This window comes from Rhodococcus tibetensis (genome assembly GCF_024438035.1).
Classification (GTDB): Bacteria; Actinomycetota; Actinomycetes; order Mycobacteriales; family Mycobacteriaceae; genus Rhodococcus_F; species Rhodococcus_F tibetensis.
On sequence record NZ_JANFQF010000001.1, the window covers coordinates 213,853 to 233,244 of the forward strand.

Genomic DNA, 19,392 nt, shown 5'->3' on the forward strand with positions numbered 1-19,392 from the left:
CTAGTGTTAGCGCAGGAACGGGATGTGCCGCAGTCCGGCGAAACCCGGATCCACGAGCGGCGGGACGAGGAGAAGTGAGGATTGCCATGGAGGTCAGAGTCGATTTCGACCGTTGCGAGGCCAATGGTGTGTGCGTAGGGATCGCCCCCGACATCTTCGACCTCGACGACGACGACAACTTGCACATTTCGACCGCTCATCCCCCCGCTGACCGGGAGGGTGACGTGCGCACGGCGATCGCACAGTGCCCGAGGGCGGCGCTCACCGAACATCCCTGACCGTTGTTGCCGTTAAATGAGAACACGTTCTACAGTGGCGACGTCCACCACGGCGCCGGGGTTGTGAACCTGCGGCGAATGCAGACAACCAGGAGATTCTCTTCATGAATGATGTCGGTGACCGCGATGTGAACTTGGACGGCAAGGTGGGCGTCGTGACCGGCGCCGGGTCCGGGCTCGGAAAGTTCGAGGCGATCGGCCTGGCCCGAGCGGGTGCGTCGGTCGTGGTCAACGACCTGGTGGCCAACGATGCGGTGGAAGAGACGCTCGAAGAGATCCGCGGATTGGGCGCGAAGGTCGAATTCGTTGCCGGTGACATCGGCGAACGGTCCACCGCCGACGCGATCATGGAGGCGGCGCAGGGACAGTTCGGCGGCCTCGACATCCTTGTCAACAATGCCGGGATCACGCGGGACCGCATGTTGTTCAACATGTCCGACGAGGACTGGGATCTGGTACTGAAGGTCCATCTCCGCGGTCACTTTCTACTGTGCCGTTCCGCCGCCTCCTATTGGCGAGGAAAATCAAAGGAGGCGGGCGCGCCCGTATACGGCCGAATCGTCAATACGTCCTCGGAGGCAGGGTTACTCGGGCCGGAAGGTCAGGCCAATTATGGAGCGGCCAAGGCGGGAATCACGGCCTTGACGCTTTCGGCGGCCCGCGGGCTGTCCCGCTACGGAGTGCGGGCCAACGCGATCTGTCCCCGTGCACGCACGTCCATGACGGAAAACGTCTTCGGTGAGAGGCCGTCCGAGGGGGTCGACCCGCTGTCACCGGAGCATGTGGCGGCGTTGGTCACCTACCTTGCGTCGCCCGCGGCCGACGCGGTCAACGGCCAGGTCTTCGTTGTGTACGGCCCGATGGTCGCGTTGATGGCGGCTCCGGTCGTCGAGCAGCGGTTCGACGCGAATGGCCCCCAGTGGACCCTCGAAAGCCTGGCTGAGGAACTCGGCACCTACTTCGGTGAACGCGACCCGGCTGCAACCTTCTCTGCTTCGGCTGCCCTGCGTGAGCTGGGTTGAGAATGCTTACGGCACGATCGACGACACATCTGGCGTTACCCGTCCGTTTTCCCAGGTAATACCCACGTCATGAGCGATACTGGGTGAAAATACAGAGCGACCGAGTGAGATCGAGACGGCGCCACCGGGCGGGTAAGAATATGCCAACGGAAGCTAGATCGTGTTCTAGTTTTGCGCCGATCCCGGGTCTCGGCACCGCTGCGGCGAGTGGCGATCGGCGTCCATGCAGAACCACCCGATCGCTTTCGTTCGGACCTTGCGTGGACCCCGAGCTGTTAGACGAAAACCGCTGTGCTATAGGCCATTAGGGCTACCTCGTCGGTGCTCGACGCCGATGCGGCACAGGCTTTCTTTTCGGCCGAATTCGCCCTTCCGGCGTACTGGATGTGGGACGATTCTTGCTGATGAACGGTCGTCTTTGACAGGTGAACACGTTCTAGTTAATATGACCTGAGTCACAGACCGTTGGGGGCTGGGCTCAACCAACAGTCGGTGCTGGGCGCGATCAGGGACGAGGAGGACGAATGGTAGACCTCCTCGAGGTGCCGTTGCGTGCGGTCGGTGGGTTCTTCACGATGTCGGCCGAGACGCTCAAGGCGGTGTTCTCGAGGCCCTTCCAGCGTCGCGAATTCGTGGACCAGGCGTGGTTCGTCGCCCGGGTGTCGATGGTTCCCACGGTGCTGGTCGCCATCCCGTTCACCGTTCTGGTGAGCTTCACCATCAACATCCTGCTTCGGGAGATAGGTGCGGCGGATCTCAGTGGTGCGGGCGCGGCGCTCGGGACGGTGACCCAGGTGGGTCCCATCGTGACCGTGCTCATCGTGGCCGGGGCGGGCGCCACCGCGATCTGCGCAGATCTCTCGGCCCGCACGATCCGCGAAGAGATAGACGCGATGCGAGTGCTCGGCATCAATCCGATTCATCGGCTGGTCGTACCCCGCGTGCTCGCCTCGACCGTCGTGGCACTCCTGCTGAACGGCCTCGTCTGCACTATCGGCATTCTCGGAGGATTCATCTTCTCCGTATACATCCAAGACGTGAATCCGGGGGCGTTCGTCAACGGCATCACCTTGCTCACGGGGTTCGGTGAGCTCGTGATCTCGGAGGTCAAAGCCGGTCTGTTCGGAATGATCGCCGGCCTTGTCGCGTCCTACCTCGGTCTCAATGTGAAAGGTGGCGCCAAGAGTGTCGGCGACGCCGTCAATCAGACCGTCGTGTTCTCGTTCATGGCTCTGTTCGTGGTCAACGTTCTCGTCACCGCCGTCGGTATCAAGCTGACGGCAGGGTGATCGATCGACATGGTGGTGGAGTAGATGGCTCTCGCAGCGACCGGGCGTTTTTCCGGCACACGCAGGCGATTCGCGTCGGCGAACCGTTCGATCGACCGCCTCGGTGAGCAGGCGCTGTTCTTTGCGCGCGCAATCGCCTGGGCCCCTCGCGCCGTGACGCGATACCCGAAAGAAACTCTCCGGCTCATCGCCGAGATCAGCATGGGCACGGGTGCGCTGGCGGTGATCGGTGGAACAGTCGTGATCGTCGGATTTCTGACGCTCTTCACCGGTGGCACCATCGCGGTGCAGGGATACAGTTCGCTCGGCAACATCGGTGTCGAAGCACTCACCGGCTTCTTCGCCGCCTTCATCAACGTCCGTATCGCAGCCCCGGTCATCGCGGGCATCGGCCTGGCCGCCACGATCGGCGCAGGCTCGACGGCCCAGCTCGGTGCCATGCGCGTCTCCGAGGAAATCGATGCCCTCGAAACGATGGCGATCCCGTCGATTCCGTACCTGGTCAGCACCCGAGTGATGGCCGGAATGATCGCGATCGTTCCGCTCTACGCGCTTGCTGTGATCGCGTCGTTCATCGCCAGCCGATTCGCCACCGTAGTTCTCTACGATCAGTCCGCCGGCGTGTACGACCACTACTTCTCGACGTTCCTGATACCGACGGACATCCTGTGGTCGTTCGCTCAGGCAATCGTCATGGCGATCGCCATCATGCTCATCCACACCTACTACGGTTTCACCGCGTCGGGTGGTCCCGTCGGCGTCGGCGTGGCCGTGGGCAACGCGGTGCGGTCGTCGCTGATTGCGGTGGTCACGGTCACCCTGCTCATCTCCCTCGCCATCTACGGCGGCTCCGGCAACTTCAACCTTTCGGGATAGGAGTGCCGGTAGATGACTGATTCGGGTGGAAAGAAGAAACTCGCGGCTCTCGTTCTCGTCGCGGGCCTGCTGGCGATCATCGTCTTCTCCCTGGCCATGTTCAACGGCGCTTTCAAGGAATCGACCCCGGTCACGGTCACCTCCGACCGGTCGGGCCTGGTGATGGAGCCGGACGCGAAGGTGAAGCTTCTCGGCGTCGAGGTCGGTCGAGTCGGCTCCGTCGAGCACGTCACCGACGGTGCCGAGTTGAAGCTCGACATGTATCCCGACATGATGTCGCTGATTCCCTCCAACGCCGCGGTGGAAATCAAGTCCACCACCGTATTCGGCGCCAAGTACGTCAACTTCGTCATGCCGGAACATCCCGCCGGCACGCATCTCGAAGCGGGGGCTGTCATCGCGTCCGACAACGTCACCGTCGAGTTCAACTCGGTCTTCCAGCATCTGACGGATGTTCTCGACCAGATCGAACCCGAGAAGCTCAATGCGACGCTCGGGGCCATCGCATCAGCGCTGCGTGGTCGTGGCGACGAACTCGGTGCACTGCTCGAGCAGAGCGACCGCTATCTCGCCAAGATGAACCCCAGTCTCGATCAGTTGCAGGAGGATCTGGCGAAGGCCGCCGTGGTCACGAACGTCTACGCGGACACCGCCCCCGAACTGTTGCAAACACTCGACAACGTGACCGCGACCAGCCGCACGGTGGTCGAAGAGCAGGACAATCTGGATGCAGTGCTGTTGAATGCCACAGGATTGGCCGATACGGCGAATACGGTGCTGACCGACAACGAGCAGGGTCTGACGGACACCCTCGACCTCCTGCTCCCCACCACGGATCTACTCGCGGAGTATTCGCCGGAGATCTCCTGCTTCCTCGTCGGTCTCAACAACGTGATCCCACTCGCCGAACAGCTCATCGGCGGCAATCAGCCGGGAATCGCGTTGAGTGCCAGCTTCATGTACGGGCAGGAGCCGTACAGCTACCCGGAGGATCTGCCGAAGGTGAACGCGTCCGGAGGACCCAACTGCGCCGGCCTCCCGAATCCCGATCCGAACGTGCACGCCAAGTTCCTAGTGGCAGACACGGGTACTGTGCCGTTCGTGCCGTCGACCGAAGTACAGGTACATATGCCGAAGGTCTTCCAGATCCTGTTCGCCGGTGTCTACCCGGAGCAGGGTGGGCAGTGACGTGAGAAGCACAACCGTCAAGCTGGTGATCTTCGCGACGGTGATGACCCTCATCTTCGTGGGCCTCGCAGTGGTGTTCAGCCAGTACCGTTTCAGCACGTCGAAGGACTACTCGGCGACGTTCGTCGATGTGTCAGGCCTCAAGCCGGGTGACAAGGTGCGCATCGCCGGTGTCCCGGTGGGCGCGGTCAAGAACGTGAAGATCGACGACGACAACCTCGCCGACGTGGAGTTCGACGTGGAGTCCAAGTACTCGTTGTTCGATGGAACCAAGGCAACGGTCCGGTACGAGAACCTCGTCGGTGACCGCTACATGGAACTCCTCGAGGGCGCCGGTTCGGTGGAGCCGCTGTCGGAGGGCGGCTCCATCCCGGTGGAACAGACCTCGCCGGCACTCGACCTCGACCTCTTGCTCGGTGGGTTCAAGCCGCTCCTGCGTTCGTTGAATCCCCAGCAGGTCAACGATCTCTCGGCGGCGTTGGTGCAGGTCTTCCAGGGGCAGGGCGGCACGCTCGTGTCGCTGCTGGGCAGTACCAGTTCGTTCACCAACACACTCGCAGATCGCGACCAGTTGATCGGTGAGGTCATCACCAACCTCAACGAGGTCCTCGGAACCATCAACAATCGCGGTGACCAGTTCAGGTCTACCCTCGATCAATTGCAGCAACTGGTGAGCGGCCTCGCACAGGATCGTGAGCCGATCGGTGACGCCATCCCGAGGATCGCCGGCGGCACAGGAGACCTCGCGGAGTTGCTCGAAGGGGTCCGTCCGCCGCTGCAGAGCACCGTCGCGGAGGCGAACCGGACTGCGACGCAGCTGCAAATGGGAGAAGAGACTCTGGACTGGGTGCTCCAGAACCTTCCGGATGCCTATCGCCGCCTCATCCGGATCGGCACGTACGGCAGCTTTTTCCAGATGTACGTGTGCACAGTCAAGTTCAAGTTCACCGGCCCCGAGGGGTCGGATCTGCTTCTCAACATGCCAGGCGGACAGACAGCGGGGAGGTGTGCACCGTAGCCATGAAGAAAGAACGGAATCCCGTACAGGTCGGGTTGATCGGTGTGGCAGTCTCCGCGATGATCGTGATCGCCACTCTGCAGTACGACCAGCTTCAGTTCCTCTCGGGCGGAACGCATTACAATGCCATGTTCGAGGACGCCGGTGGTCTGATGTCCGGTGACACGGTCACGTTGGCAGGAGTCGACGTGGGCAAGGTCTCCGATGTCGAGCTCGACGGGCAGCACGTGCTGGTCACTTTCACTGTCGAGGACGGAATAGCACTCGGGGATGTGACCGAGGCGGACATCAAGACCAATACCATCCTCGGCCGGAAATCGCTTGCGGTCACGCCGCGGGGAACGGATACCCTGCCGGTCGGGTCGACAATTCCGCTGGATCGGACCAATTCGCCGTACTCGCTCAACGACGCACTCGGCGACCTCACCACGACGGTGTCGGAGCTCGACACCGATCAGGTCAACAATGCGCTGAACGCGATGTCGGGCGCGCTCGAGAACACCCCTCCCGAGTTGCGCACCGCCCTCGACGGGTTGACCCGGTTGTCGGAGAGCATCAATTCACGCGACGAAACCTTGAAGCAGTTACTTTCTCGCGCCGAGAACGTGACGGGCATACTCGCCGAGCGAAGCGGCCAGATCAACTCGCTGATCGTCGACGGCAACGAACTGTTGGGTGAGCTCGACCGTCGCCGGGCTGCGATCAGCCAGCTGATCGTGAACATCTCGGCGGTGTCGAGGCAACTGACGGGGCTGGTGCAGGACAACCAGGAGCAGATGAAGCCGACACTCGACAAGCTGAACTCCGTGGTGGACATCCTCCAACGCAACAAGGACAACATTTCGCAGGCGCTCGACGGCCTCGCACCGTACGCGACGCAGCTGGGTGAATCTGTGGGGAGCGGACCCTTCTTCATGGCGTACGTCTACAACATCGGCATCGGCAATCTGCTGCAGGGGCTGAACGACGCGATCTTGTGGCCGGAGCATCTGCCGAACGACCTGCAGGCCTACCTGCAGACGGGCCCGTCCCTCGAGCTGAGGCCGCGATGACACAGACAGAAGAATCCGGTGCGCGGAAGAAGTGGTGGATCCGCGGTGCGATCGCCGGCGTCGTGGTGGCCTTGATCGTCGGTGGCCTGGTCGCCTTTTTGCCGCGACTGTTCGAGAACACCGTCACCGCTTACTTTCCGACGACGACCGGCCTCTACTCCGGCGACGACGTGCGGGTGCTGGGCGTGAAGGTGGGCACGGTCGGCGAGATCGAGCCGGGTCCCGATTTCGCCAAGGTCACCATGAGCGTGGACAAGAGCGTGGACATCCCCGCCGACGCCAAGGCGATCATCGTCGCGCCGAGCTTGGTGTCCGGCAGATTCGTTCAGTTGACGCCCGTCTACGCCGGGGGGTCGACCATGCAGGACGGGGCGAACATTCCGGTGGACCGCACCGCTGTACCGGTGGAGTGGGACGAAATCAAATCCGAGCTGAACAAGCTCTCCGAGGCGCTCGGACCGCAAGGCGCCGACCCACAGGGATCGCTGGGAACATTCATCGACACCGCGGCAGACAACCTCGACGGCAACGGTGAATCCCTGCGCAACACACTGCGTGAACTGTCGGAGACCATGCGGACACTGTCCGACGGGCGGACCGATCTGTTCGCCACCATCCGGAACCTGCAAACCTTCGTCGCGGCTCTGTCGTCGAGCAACGAGCAGATCGTGCAGTTCGAGGGCCGGCTGGCGTCCGTGTCGAACCTGCTCGCCACCAGTTCGGACGAACTCGGCACGGCACTGATCGACCTGGATCTCGCACTGGGTGATGTCAATCGATTCGTCGTCGAGAACAGGGCAGCGCTCACCGAGCAGGTCGGGCGCCTCGCCGACGCCACCCAGGTGCTCGCCGACAAGCGGCCACAGCTCGAGCAGACGCTGCACGTCGCCCCGACGGCATTGGCCAACTTCAGCAACATCTACAAGCCGGCGCAGGGGTCCCTGGTCGGTGCGGTGGCATTCGCGAACTTCGGCAATCCCGTCAACTTCATGTGCGGCGCGATTCAGAGCCTGCAGGCCAACGATGCCCAACGCAGTGCCGACCTGTGCACGCAATACCTGTCGCCGGTGCTGAACTCGCTCACCATGAACTACCTGCCCATTCTCAGTAACCCGACAACAGGTGTGAACGCGTTCCCGGATCAGCTTCAGTACAGTCCGCCGAGCCTGGCGGGATCCGTACCGCCGCGGTCCGCGCCGCCGGCGACGGGTGCGCTGGCCGGAATTCCGACCGTCGCCGTGCCGAGAGATCTGAACGACCTGCTGCAGCCGGGAGGTGGACGATGACCGGGTTCGTAAGCAGGCGCGTGCGGGGCGGTGGTATCGCGGCCGGGGTGCTCGCGTTGTCGCTGACCATGACCGGATGTGAGTGGGAGGGTCTGAATTCGCTTCCCCTTCCCGGAACTGAGGGCACAGGCGGTGACGCGTACACCGTCGAGATCGAGATGCCCAATGTCACCACTCTCTCGCAGAATTCACCGGTCCGCGTCAACGACGTCACCGTGGGTACCGTCACGGGCATCGACGTGAAGGACTGGCATGCGCAGGTTACCGTCTCGTTGAACAAGGACGTCGAACTGCCCGCCAATGCGACCGCCAAGATCGGTCAGACCAGTCTCCTCGGCTCGCAGCATCTCGAGCTCGCCCCGCCCACAGATGCGGAGCCCGAGGGCCGGTTGGCGGAAGGCGACGTAATTCCGATCGAGCGTGCAGGGGCGTACCCGACGACGGAGCAGACGCTGTCGTCCTTGTCGGTGGTTCTGAACGGCGGTGGTATCGCCCAGATCCGGGACATCACCGAAGAGTTGAACGCCGCGCTCGGAGGACGCGAGGCTTCGGTCCGTGACCTGCTTCCACAACTCGACCAACTGGTCACGAGCCTGGACGAACAGCGCGGCGACATCATCGGTGCCATGGAGGGTCTCGATCGACTCTCCGTCACGGTCAACCAGCAGAAACCCACGCTCGAGGCAGCGCTCGACGGAATCCCACCTGCCCTGGAAGTGCTTGTGGCACAACGCCATAATTTGACAACGGCGCTGGTGGAGCTCGGCAAACTCAGCGATACCGCCACCCGTCTCGTCGACAGCAGCGGGGAAGAGCTGGAACAGAACCTGCGCAACCTCACACCGGTGCTCGCGGAACTCGCCAATTCGGGCAGCGCACTCACCGACGTCCTGACGCTGATGCTCACCTACCCGTTCCCCATGAGGACGATGGACAAGGCCATTCGAGGCGACTACGCGAACCTGATGATGACCGTCGACCTGAGTGCTGCGAGGGTCGACAGCAACTTCCTGACGGGTACGGCCCTGGGTGGTTCGCTCGGCGGAGTGGAAGGAGCTGTCGGCTCGCTCGCAGGAGTCGCGGGACAGTCCGGTGATCCCCTGCAGATCCCGCTGCTGCCCGCCCCGCCGCCGGCAGCGAAGCCTGCGCCGGCACCCGCTCTTCCCGGATTGCCGCAGATTCCAGGCCTCCCGCAGATTCCCGGCCTTCCGCCGCAACTGGGAGGGGCCCCGACACCATGAGAAAATCCGTTCGCATCCAATTGATCATCTTCTCGATCCTCACGGTGGTCGGTCTCGTCGTGATGTCGATCCAGTACGTGAAGGTGCCGGTCATGTTCGGCATCGGACGCTACGACGTCGCCGTGCAACTGCCTTCCACCGGAGGGCTGTACTCACACGCCAACGTCGCGTACCGGGGAACCAATGTCGGTGTCGTCGATCGTGTCGTCCTCACCGACGACGGGGTCGAAGCCCAGCTGTCGCTCGACAGCACCTACAAAATTCCCGCCGATGTCGACGCAGTGGTGAAAAGTGTGTCGGCCATCGGGGAGCAGTACGTCGATCTGATCCCGCGGACGTCCGAGGGCCCGGATCTCGCGGCCGGTGACGTGATCCCGCTGGATCGCTCGGCCGTACCGCAGGATGTCGGCGAAATGCTCGACCAAGCCGACGTGCTGTTGGCCAGTATTTCCGACACCCGGCTACGTACCGTGATCGACGAGGCGTTCACCGCGTTCAACGGTTCCGGCCCCGATTTGCAGCGGCTCATCGACTCGGCCCGTCTGTTCGTCGAAGAGGCAGATGCGAACAGCGACGCGACGATAGATTTGATCGAACAGATCGGCCCACTACTCGATACCCAAACCGTCAGTAGTGACGCCATCCGTTCGTGGACCCAGGACCTCGTCACCTTCACCGATCAGCTCCGGGCCAGCGACCCGGATCTGCGGGGAGTGCTGGAGAAGGGTCCCGGAACGGCGGTCGAAGCCACTCAGCTCTTCCAGGAGTTACAGCCCACCCTGCCGATTCTGCTGAGCAATCTGGTGAGCGTCGGCCAGGTGGGTGTTATCTACAACAAGAGCATCGAGCAAGTTCTCGTCATCTACCCACCGTTGACCGCCGCACTCGTCACGGCCGCCAAGGGGGGACCGGTCGAGGACGGCGCGATTGTCGACTTCGCCTTGGAACTCCACGATCCGCCCGCGTGCACCACAGGATTCCTCCCGCCGGATCAGCGGCGCAGCGGCGACCAGACGGAACCGATCGCGACACCCGGCGATCTGTACTGCAAGGCGGCGCAGGACGATCCGTCGGTCGTGCGTGGTGCGCGGAACCTACCCTGCATGGAATACCCCGGACGCCGGGCACCGACCGTGCAAGCGTGCCGTGACGGGTGGGAGGCCGCGGGTAACAACCCGCCCTACGGGCCGATCATGCCGCCGGATGTACCCTCGTATACGGCCGTTCCTGTTATCCCCAGTTCCTACGAAGGATCCCCGAGTGGGTCGGTCGCGGCCGTCCCGTACGACCCGGGCACGGGTAGCTTTGTCGGTTCGGATGGTAAGACGTACACCCAACCGGATCTGGCGTCAGGATCGCCGAGAAAGGACTCGACGTGGCAGACGATGATGACAGGTCAGCAGATTTGAGTTCATCGACACAAGAGCGGGCGGCCGACGAGGTGGCAGCGCCGGCGGGGGAGGCCTCCTCGGCACGGAAGGAGCGCAGCCGGCGTCGAGCGGTGCGCCACGCGGGTCCACCGGTCGGTGAGACGGGAACACCGCAACCGGTCGTGCTGGCGAAGTCGAGCGACGCGCACTCGGGTAAATCTGCCGAGCCCAAGCATGAGCCGGTGGCAGTGACGATTTCGACGAAGAAGGCGGCTGCCGAGGGGGCAGTCAAGTCGGGCGGGGCGCCGCCACCGCCCGGAGGCGATACGAAAATGCGTCGCTCGTGGAAGTCGCTGGTCGGCTATGGTGTGGCCGCGGTCGTCATTCTCGCCTTGGTCGTGGCCGCCGTCGTCCTGCTGCTCGACCAACGGTCTGCGCGCGAACGAGACGATCGGCGCCAGGCCTTCATCGACACGGCGCGCCAGACCGTACTGAACCTGACGACAATTCACCCCGAGACCGCGAAGGAAGACGTCGACCGCATCCTCGCGGGTGCCTCAGGAGCCTTTCTGGCGGAATTCCAGGGCCGGGAAGACCCCTTCGTCGGTGTGGTCCGCGACGCCAACGTCACCACCGAAGGCGAAGTACTCGAAGCGGGAATTCAAAGCGAGACAGAGATTTCGGCCGACGTGCTCGTCGCGGCCCGCACCATGGTCACCAGCACCGAACAACCGGAGCCGTCGCCGCGTGACTTTCGGATGCGCGTCACCGTCAGCGACGACAACGGGAAGTTGACAGCATCGAAGGTGGAGTTCGTCCCATGACCGACAAAGACGTCGACAAGTCCACACAACAATCGCGAAAACTCCCGGTCAGCAAGGCGACAGCGTTGAAGATCGTGGCTGCGCTCGCGGTGGTCGCGCTCGCAGTCGCTGTGGGGTTCCTCTGGTACGGCGATCGGCAGGACCAATTGGCCGAACAGGCACGGACCGAGGCGGTCGACGCGGCGAGCAGGCAAGCCGTTGCGATGCTGGCGTACGACTTCGCCAACGTCGACAGCCAATTGGCCGCTGCGGCAGACGGAATCACGGGCTCGTTCCGGGACGACTACACCACCCTCGTGGAGGGAACCATCGCTCCGGGGGCGAAGGAGAAACAGCTGACGGTCCAGGTGACTGTGCAAGCCGCTGCACCCGTGTCGACCACTCCCACTGAGGCGGTGGTCCTGCTGTACCTCAACCAGACCACTACCAGTGCCGAAGCACCGGACGCTCGGACCTCGGGCAGCCGGGTGCGGGTCTCGCTGCAGAAGGTCGACGACCGCTGGCTCGTCGATCAGCTCACCCCGGTGTAGCAGTGTCGGCGCGCACGCCGAGCCGGGCGGACCTTCACAAAGTGAAACATGTTCTAGTACTCTCGGGGCTTCCTGGCCGACTGCCCACACACCACGCTGTGTCGCAGGGCCACAACTGAACGGGGAGTCGTCGATGAAGGTTGCAGTAACCGGGGCCGCGGGATTCGTGGGCACCAATCTGCTCGATCTCCTGGTCCAATCGGGCCACGAGGTGACAGCCATCGACCGCATCCGGTCCGAACACGCTCCCCACGACGGGGTCACCTGGGTTAACGGTGACGTGCTGGACGTGGAATCCATGAAGAGGGCCCTCGACGGTGTCGAGATGGTGTATCACCTCGTCGCCATGATCACCCTCGCGCAGAAGGACGATCTGGCGTGGACCGTGAACACCAAGGGTGTCCGCACCGTGGCCGAGGCTGCGCTCGCGGTGGGTGTGCGGCGGATGGTGCACTGCAGTTCCGTGCACTCGTTCGATCAGAGCGACTGCGGTGGAATGCTCGACGAGCAGTCGCCGAGGTCCGTGGACGCGTCGATCCCCGTGTACGACAGGTCCAAGTGGGCCGGCGAGATCGAACTGCGTGCGGTGATCGACACCGGGCTCGATGCGGTGATCTGCAACCCCACCGGCGTGTACGGCCCGGTGGACTACGGGCTCTCCCGTGTGAACAGCTTGCTACGCAACGCCGCTCGCGGCCGGGTGCCCGCCGCTGTGCAGGGAGCGTTCGACTTCGTCGACGTTCGGGACGTGGCCGCCGGATTGATCGCCGCCGGGGAGAAGGGGCGGACCGGGGAAAACTATCTGATCTCCGGGCACATGCTGGGCATGCACGACGCCGTGCGGAAGGCCGCCCACGCGGCAGGCCGTCGTGGCCCGCTCTACTCGTTCCCCTTGAGCGTGATCGAACGGGTGCTGCCCATCGCGGAACCCATCGGAGCCAGGTTCGGTTCCGACGTGCTGTCCCGATCGGCGATGGCGGCGCTGCTCGCGGCACCCGTCATCGACGGCTCGAAAGCAGCCTCCGAACTGGGCTATGTCCCACGTCCCGCCGACGAGACGATCCGTGATCTCGTCGCGTTCCTGGTGACCTCCGGTCAGCTGGGACGCCGCAGTCAGTTGTCCTCGGCCGTGTAGTCGGCTTCGTCGGCCTCGGCTGGGGCGATCAACGCCGGCCCGGCTGCCCCGCTGTGCGACAGTGCGTCGAGGAATGCCTTCGCCCAGCGGTCGACGTCGTGGGCGAGCACCTGCCGGCGCAGCGCTCGCATGTGCCGGCGCCCGTCTTCGCGGGGCTGGTTCAGGGCCTGCTCCATCGCGTCCTTGACGCCGTCGAGGTCGTGCGGATTGCAGAGGAACGCCTGGCGAAGTTCGGCCGCCGCACCGGTGAACTCGCTGAGCAGCAGGGCGCCGCCCAGATCGCTACGGCACGCCACATATTCCTTGGCGACGAGGTTCATGCCGTCACGGAGGGGGGTCACCAGCATCACGTCGGCGGCGACGAAGAAAGCGATCAGTTCTTCGCGCGGGATCGGGCGATGAATGTAGTGCACCACCGGACGGCCGACCTCGCTGTACTCACCGTTGATGCGCGACACCTTCCGCTCGATGTCGTCGCGCATCTGGACGTAACTGTCGACCCGTTCACGGCTGGGCGTGGCAAGCTGCACCATCACGGTGTCAGCAGGGTCGACGCGATGTTCGTCGAGCAGTTCGTGCAACGCGGCGAGTCGGACGTCAATGCCCTTGGTGTAGTCGAGTCGATCGACGCCCAGCATGATGTGCTTCGGGTTTCCCAGCTCCTTGCGGATCTGCCTCGCACGGTCGCGGATCGATTTGGAACGTGACTGTTCGTCCAGCTCTCCCGAGTCGATGGAGATCGGGAACGCCCCCACCCGGACGGTCCGGAATCCGACCTGCACGACGCCGAGCTTGGAGCGGACACCGACATTGCCCCGCGACGTCGGCTGGCCGGCGAGGCGCCGGGCGAGGAACAGGAAGTTCTGCGCGCCACCCGGTAGGTGGAAGCCGATCAGATCCGCACCGAGAAGTCCCTCGACGATCTCGGTTCGCCACGGCATCTGCATGAACAGTTCGACCGGCGGGAACGGGATGTGCAGGAAGAAACCGATGGTGAGGTCGGGGCGGAGCATGCGCAGCATCTTCGGCACGAGCTGCAACTGATAGTCCTGAATCCACACGGTGGCACCGTGCGCCGCGGCCTTGGACGTGGCCTCCGCGAACCGGCGATTGACCTCGACGTAGGCGTTCCACCAGTCGCGGTTGTACTCCGGCTTCACGATGACATCGTGGTAGAGCGGCCACAGGGTGGCGTTGGAGAAGCCCTCGTAATAGTCGCGAATTTCGGCGCCGCTCAGCGGGACGGGGTAGAGCTCGAGCCCGTCCTCGACCACCGGGTCCAGGTCGGCGTCGGCGACACCGGCCCAGCCGACCCATGCACCCTTGTTGCGACGCAAGATCGGCTCGAGCGCGGTGACGAGTCCGCCGGGGCTCCGCTTCCACTTGGTGGTGCCGTCCGGAAGCCGCTCGAGATCGACAGGAAGTCGATTCGCCACGACGACAAAGGTGGCTTGCCCGGAGACAGGGTCAGATGTCGAACTCGATGACGAAACTGACGATTCCGAGCTGAGGGCCACGGGCTTCCTTCGCGGTCGATGTGGATGAAATTATCAGTCGAGCTTGGTGGTTGGTCCGATTCCGAGCATCGAGAGCAGCATTCTGCACTCGTCGGCATCCTCGGCGTATGCAGCGACAACGCGCTGCGCCTGGCGGGCCGTCTCGTCGGCCAAGGGTTCGAGATCCTCGTCCGCGATGTCGGTCTCGGCGGTCGTGTTCGCGGCCATTCTTGTCCTCTCGGGGCTTGCTGCTGCGTCGCACGCAGTAGTTCGTATCGGCGACTCTATGAGAACCGGGCACGTCGACGCTAGTTGCCCTTCCGATAGTGTGCCTCTAGTTAGGGTCTGCTTACTTGTCGGGAACCGTCAGGTTGGGAGTTGTCCGCGTGAAGACTGGTGGCAACGCAATTCTGCGTCGAGCTCTGGTGCGCAATCGTGTGCGCCTCGGTCTCGGCACAGTTCTGGTCTGCGTGCATCAGGTGGCCGAAACGCTCGTGCCGATCGCAATCGGAGTCATCGTCGACCGTGCGGTCGCGACGGGCGACACGTCAGCTCTGGTCGCCTGGATGTGTGCATTGGCTCTGCTTTTCCTCGTTCTCACCGCAGCGTGGCGGTTCGGCGCCCGATTCATCGTGCTGGCGATGCAGAGCGAGGGACACAAACTGCGGATGGAGGTGGCGCACCGAATACTCGACCCCCGCGGCGTGCGCACCGACCTACGCGCCGGGGAGTTGCTCTCCGTGTCCTCGACTGATGCCGATCGATCCGCCTTCGTCGCAGACCTCGCGCCGCGCGCTGCCTCGGCCCTCACCGCTGCCATCGGGTCGGCTGTCGCACTGCTGCTCATCGACGTCCCACTCGGACTTGCCGTTCTCATCGGGACACCCGTCATCCTCGGGCTCCTGCAACGTGCGGCCCCGCTCATCACCCGACGAGCCACCGACCAGCAAACCGCGGTCGCGCGGGCCTCCGCCATGGCCACCGACCTGGTGAGCGGGCTTCGTCCACTCCGCGGGATCGGCGCCGAGGAAGCGGCTTCGCAGCGTTACCGGAGCGCGAGCCGGGACGCCCTCGACGCCACCCTCCACACCGCGAGAAGTTCCGCGGCTTTCACCGGCGTGTCGATGACCGTCAGCGCACTGCTCGCCGTCGGGATCGCAGGATTCGCGGGATGGTTCGCACTGGAAGGGCGGATCACGGTCGGGGAGCTGATCACCGTGGTCGGCCTCTCGCAATTCTTCATCGAACCGCTCGGCGTCCTGGCGGGCCTCCCCGGATCCCTCGCTCTCACCCGGGCGTCGGCAGATCGGGTGGCGTTGGTTCTGGACGCGGAACCGCTGCTGCCTGCGGGGTCAGGGCTCATCCCCGATGGCAGCGAACTGTCGTTGTCGGGTGTGACGTACCGGTCGCTCACCGCTCTCGACCTTCGGGTCGAGTCCGGTGAGCTACTCGGCGTCGTCGCCTACCGGCCGCAGGACGCCGAGGCGCTGGCCGCACTGCTGTCCGGGCAGGTCTCTCCGGAGCACTACGACGGAGAGGTGACCGTCGGGGGAGTGCGACTCTCGGATGCAGACCTGAGGCACGCGCGACGGACGGTGCTGGTCGAACCCCACAACGGTGACCTGTTCTCCGGAACGGTTGCATCCAATGTGACCGCGGGCCGACCTGATGCGCCGCAAGGCGAGGTCCAGGCGGCGCTTCGGGCGTCCGCAGCGGTGGATGTCGTCGATGCACACCCGGACGGTCTCGAGCACGAGGTGACGGACCGCGGGTCGTCCCTGTCCGGCGGACAACGGCAGCGCGTTGCGCTCGCCCGGGCGCTCATGAGGAGGTCACCGGTGCTGGTGCTGCACGATCCGACGACCGCGGTGGACGCGGTGACGGAACACATGATCGCCGGAGGAATCGCCGACTTGCGGCACAGCGACTCCGTGGGCAGCGGCCAGACGACTGTTCTCGTCACGAGCAGCCCTGCGCTGCTGTCGGTGACTCAACGCGTCGTCGTCCTCGGCGAGGGAACGGTCGTCGCCGAGGGCACGCACGCACAGTTGGCCGCCGAGGACGCGCAATACCGGCGGGCGGTGCTGCGATGAGTGAACTGCTCCCCATCGCGTCCGCAGGCCGCACCTGGGCATGGCTGAAAACCGAGCTTGGCCGGCGGCGTGGACGAAGCCTGCTCACCCTGCTGGTCGCGGCCACCGCCGCTGCGATGGCACTGGTGCCCGTCTTTGTGTTCGGTGTTCTTGTCGACCGGGTGCAGGACGGCGCTCCGCCGTCGACGATCGGGTGGGTGGTCGCGGTGATCGCCGCGGCCGCTGTGCTCGGTGGGGCCTGCGCCGGTTATGCGTCGTTCCTCATTCGAAGTCTCGGTGAGGGCATCCTGGCGGATCTGCGGGAGCGGACAATCGACCGTGCGCTACGCCTTCCGGTCCAGACGATCGAGCGCGTCGGCAAGGGCGACCTGTTGTCCCGGGTGGGCGACGACGTGGCTGTGATCGGCAAGGCCGTCACCGATGTGGTGCCCAACCTCGTGACGGCGATACTTCTGGTGCTGCTGAGCGTCATGACGATGCTCGGCATCGACTGGCGTCTCGGGCTCGCGGGCATGGTGGCCTTGCCGATGTATGCGCTCGCCATGCGCTGGTACCTCCCGCGCTCGGCCCCCGTCTACGCGAATGAACGCGTGGCGATGGGCGAGCGCTCCCAGGCGCTGATCAGCAGCATGCAGGGCGCAAGCACCGTGCGGGCCTACGGTCTCGAAGACAGCCACCTCGGGAAGATCGACGACGCCTCACGGAGAACCCGGGATCTGTCCGTCGGCGTGTTCGCACTCTTCACCCGCTTCGCGGGGCGCGGCAACCGCGCCGAGTTCGTCGGTCTGGCGACCATCCTCGCCGTGGGTTTCGCGTTGGTGCAGCGTGACCTCGTGACCGTCGGGCAGACCACCACCGCCGCCCTGCTCTTCCACCGATTGTTCAATCCGATCGGCATGCTCATGTACACCTTCGACGAGGTGCAGTCTGCGGGCGCGAGTCTCGCGCGGCTTGTCGGAGTGGTGGGGCGAAGAGACGACACCGTCAGAGTCGCAGGGGTCCCGGCTGCCGCGGAATCGACACTCGAACTGGTCGATGTCCGGCACACTTACGACGACGAGCACGAGGTGGTGCACGGCATCAGCCTGCGCGTCGATCACGGCGAGCGTGTCGCGCTGGTGGGCTCGACCGGGGCCGGGAAGACCACTGTCGCGGCGATTGCGGCCGGGTCGATCGTCCCGACGTCGGGTTCGGTGCGCATCGGTGGCACGGCGCTGTCGGAGCTGCCGCCGCGCGAGCTCCGGCGTCGGGTGGCCATCGTCAGCCAAGAGGTGCATGTGTTCGCCGGGCCCCTCATCGACGACCTACGGCTGGCGGCGCCCGGTGCTTCCGAGGAAGACGCGGCAATGGCACTGAAGACGGTCGGTGCGGCCGATTGGGTGAACGCGCTGGCCGAGGGTGTTCGCACCGTCGTCGGCGAGGGTGGGCACGAACTGACCGCGGCGCAGGCCCAGCAGTTGGCCCTTGCCCGCCTCGTCCTCGCTGATCCCGCAGTCGCCGTCCTAGACGAGGCGACTGCAGAAGCCGGCAGCGCCGGTGCCCGGGACCTCGAGGCGTCCGCCGAAGCCGCGACCCGCGGTCGCACCACGCTGGTCGTGGCGCATCGGCTCACCCAGGCCGCCACCGCCGACCGCGTCGTCGTACTCGAAAAGGGCCGGATCGTGGAGGAAGGAACACATCGCGCGCTCGTCGCCGCGGGCGGTCGTTACGCGCAGCTCTGGTCGGCGTGGCACGGGCGTCAGCCCAGGTAGCCGCCGCCGTGGGGGAAGAACTCGATGCCGGCCAGTTCGGTGCCGTCGTCGAGGCGCACGCGCTGGATCTTGAGTCCCTTGTTCTTCCCGGTGCGCGCGTCGGGTCCGGCGACGATGACCATGCCGTCGCCCTCGTGGATGAAGACACGCCCGGGGGTTCCGCCGTAGTTGCCTTCGGACACCGAGGCCTTCAGGACCCGGATGCGCTGGCCCTTGTAGTGGGTGAAGGCGTTGGGATACGGGTCGGACTGTGCGCGGACGAGCCGCTCGATGGCGTCGGCCGGCCAGGTCCAATCGATGCGACTGTCCTCGGGCGCACGCTTGTGGAAGAAGGTGGCCTGCGAGCGGTCCTGAGGTGTCCAGTCGGTGCGGCCGGAGGCGATGAGGTCGAGAGCGTCGAGGGTGATCGGGCCGATCATGTCGACGGTGCGGTGGAACAGGTCGGTGACGGTGTCCGTGGGTCCGACCGGGGTGGACCGCTGCAGGACGATGTCGCCCGCGTCGAGTTCCTCGTCCATGAGGTGAGCGGTGAGCCCGACTTCTTCTTCACCGTTGAGGAGCGCCCAGATGAGCGGCGAGAAGCCGGTGTATTTGGGTAGGAGGGAGTCGTGAATGTTGAGTGTGCCGTAGCGGGGCGAGTCGAAGACGTCCCGCGGCAGCCACGTGCGCCAATTGTTCGCGACGATGATGTCGGGGTCAGCCTGTTTCAGTGCCGCCTTGAAGTCTTCGTCGGGCTTGTTCGCGATGTGAACGGGAACGCCGTGTTCGGTGGCCAGATCCGCAACGGAGTCGGCCCACATCTGTTCGTAGACGTGCTCGCTCTTGGGATGCGTGATCGCGAGGACGACCTCGTGCTCGGACTCGAGCAGGGCCTTCAGGGTACGGTGACCCCAGGTTTGATATCCGAGTGTGGCGACTCTCAACGCGGTCCTCCTGGACGAGC

18 protein-coding genes are annotated in these 19,392 nt (G+C 64.6%); 15 read left to right on the forward strand and 3 right to left on the reverse strand.

The window, feature by feature from the left end; translation table 11 throughout:
* Positions 1–86 precede the first annotated feature (86 nt).
* From NOF53_RS01095 to NOF53_RS01155, 13 genes are all read left to right on the forward strand, one after another.
* Positions 87–278: a ferredoxin gene (locus NOF53_RS01095; protein ID WP_255965124.1), complete on the forward strand. Its 192-nt coding sequence runs from the start codon at positions 87–89 to the stop codon at positions 276–278.
* A 104-nt stretch (positions 279–382) separates the two neighbouring features.
* Entirely contained in the window at positions 383–1,300 is a 918-nt protein-coding gene (locus NOF53_RS01100) for a 3-oxoacyl-ACP reductase (protein ID WP_255965125.1), read from the forward strand.
* Positions 1,301–1,824: 524 nt separating this feature from the next.
* On the forward strand, positions 1,825–2,589 hold the full coding sequence (locus NOF53_RS01105) for an MlaE family ABC transporter permease (protein WP_255965126.1): 765 nt from the start codon (positions 1,825–1,827) through the stop codon (positions 2,587–2,589).
* Between the two features lie 24 nt (positions 2,590–2,613).
* On the forward strand, positions 2,614–3,465 hold the full coding sequence (locus tag NOF53_RS01110) for an MlaE family ABC transporter permease (protein ID WP_255965127.1): 852 nt from the start codon (positions 2,614–2,616) through the stop codon (positions 3,463–3,465).
* 12 nt (positions 3,466–3,477) lie between these two features.
* Positions 3,478–4,653 (forward strand): MCE family protein, encoded by a 1,176-nt coding sequence (locus NOF53_RS01115; protein ID WP_255965128.1) that lies wholly within the window; start codon positions 3,478–3,480, stop codon positions 4,651–4,653.
* Position 4,654: 1 nt separating this feature from the next.
* On the forward strand, positions 4,655–5,671 hold the full coding sequence (locus tag NOF53_RS01120) for an MCE family protein (RefSeq protein WP_255965129.1): 1,017 nt from the start codon (positions 4,655–4,657) through the stop codon (positions 5,669–5,671).
* Between the two features lie 2 nt (positions 5,672–5,673).
* A complete protein-coding gene (locus NOF53_RS01125) occupies positions 5,674–6,723 on the forward strand; it encodes an MCE family protein (RefSeq protein ID WP_255965130.1) in 1,050 nt (349 codons plus the stop codon).
* The gene (locus tag NOF53_RS01130; RefSeq protein WP_255965131.1) at positions 6,720–8,009 is read left to right on the forward strand and encodes an MCE family protein; all 1,290 of its coding nucleotides are present in this window, start codon (positions 6,720–6,722) and stop codon (positions 8,007–8,009) included. Before NOF53_RS01125 ends, NOF53_RS01130 begins: the two co-directional genes overlap by 4 nt.
* Entirely contained in the window at positions 8,006–9,250 is a 1,245-nt protein-coding gene (locus tag NOF53_RS01135; protein WP_255965132.1) for an MCE family protein, read from the forward strand. Before NOF53_RS01130 ends, NOF53_RS01135 begins: the two co-directional genes overlap by 4 nt.
* Positions 9,247–10,659: an MCE family protein gene (locus NOF53_RS01140; RefSeq protein ID WP_255965133.1), complete on the forward strand. Its 1,413-nt coding sequence runs from the start codon at positions 9,247–9,249 to the stop codon at positions 10,657–10,659. The genes NOF53_RS01135 and NOF53_RS01140 overlap by 4 nt, the downstream gene beginning before the upstream one ends.
* Positions 10,656–11,444: an Rv1363c family protein gene (locus tag NOF53_RS01145; protein ID WP_255965134.1), complete on the forward strand. Its 789-nt coding sequence runs from the start codon at positions 10,656–10,658 to the stop codon at positions 11,442–11,444. Before NOF53_RS01140 ends, NOF53_RS01145 begins: the two co-directional genes overlap by 4 nt.
* Positions 11,441–11,974, forward strand: a complete 534-nt coding sequence (locus NOF53_RS01150; RefSeq protein WP_255965135.1) for an Rv1363c family protein — start codon at positions 11,441–11,443, stop codon at positions 11,972–11,974. The genes NOF53_RS01145 and NOF53_RS01150 overlap by 4 nt, the downstream gene beginning before the upstream one ends.
* A gap of 133 nt (positions 11,975–12,107) precedes the next feature.
* Positions 12,108–13,109: an NAD-dependent epimerase/dehydratase family protein gene (locus NOF53_RS01155; RefSeq protein WP_255965136.1), complete on the forward strand. Its 1,002-nt coding sequence runs from the start codon at positions 12,108–12,110 to the stop codon at positions 13,107–13,109.
* On the opposite strand, the gene NOF53_RS01160 is transcribed toward NOF53_RS01155, so the two are convergent.
* On the reverse strand, positions 13,088–14,626 hold the full coding sequence (locus tag NOF53_RS01160) for an alpha,alpha-trehalose-phosphate synthase (UDP-forming) (RefSeq protein WP_308213771.1): 1,539 nt from the start codon (positions 14,624–14,626) through the stop codon (positions 13,088–13,090). The two genes, NOF53_RS01155 and NOF53_RS01160, sit on opposite strands and share 22 nt — an antisense overlap.
* Positions 14,627–14,659: 33 nt before the next feature.
* Positions 14,660–14,833 carry a hypothetical protein gene (locus NOF53_RS01165; RefSeq protein WP_255965138.1) on the reverse strand — a complete coding sequence of 58 codons (174 nt, stop codon included), beginning with the start codon at positions 14,831–14,833 and terminating at the stop codon, positions 14,660–14,662.
* A gap of 158 nt (positions 14,834–14,991) precedes the next feature.
* Here NOF53_RS01165 and NOF53_RS01170 point away from each other — a divergent pair, with 158 nt between their 5' ends.
* Complete coding sequence (locus NOF53_RS01170; protein ID WP_255965139.1) at positions 14,992–16,698, forward strand: ABC transporter ATP-binding protein; 1,707 nt, start codon at positions 14,992–14,994, stop codon at positions 16,696–16,698.
* Positions 16,695–18,449, forward strand: a complete 1,755-nt coding sequence (locus NOF53_RS01175) for an ABC transporter ATP-binding protein (RefSeq protein ID WP_255965140.1) — start codon at positions 16,695–16,697, stop codon at positions 18,447–18,449. Before NOF53_RS01170 ends, NOF53_RS01175 begins: the two co-directional genes overlap by 4 nt.
* On the opposite strand, the gene NOF53_RS01180 is transcribed toward NOF53_RS01175, so the two are convergent.
* Positions 18,437–19,372, reverse strand: coding sequence for a methionyl-tRNA formyltransferase (locus tag NOF53_RS01180; protein ID WP_255965141.1), 936 nt, complete (start codon positions 19,370–19,372; stop codon positions 18,437–18,439). The two genes, NOF53_RS01175 and NOF53_RS01180, sit on opposite strands and share 13 nt — an antisense overlap.
* Between the last annotated feature and the right edge of the window lie 20 nt (positions 19,373–19,392).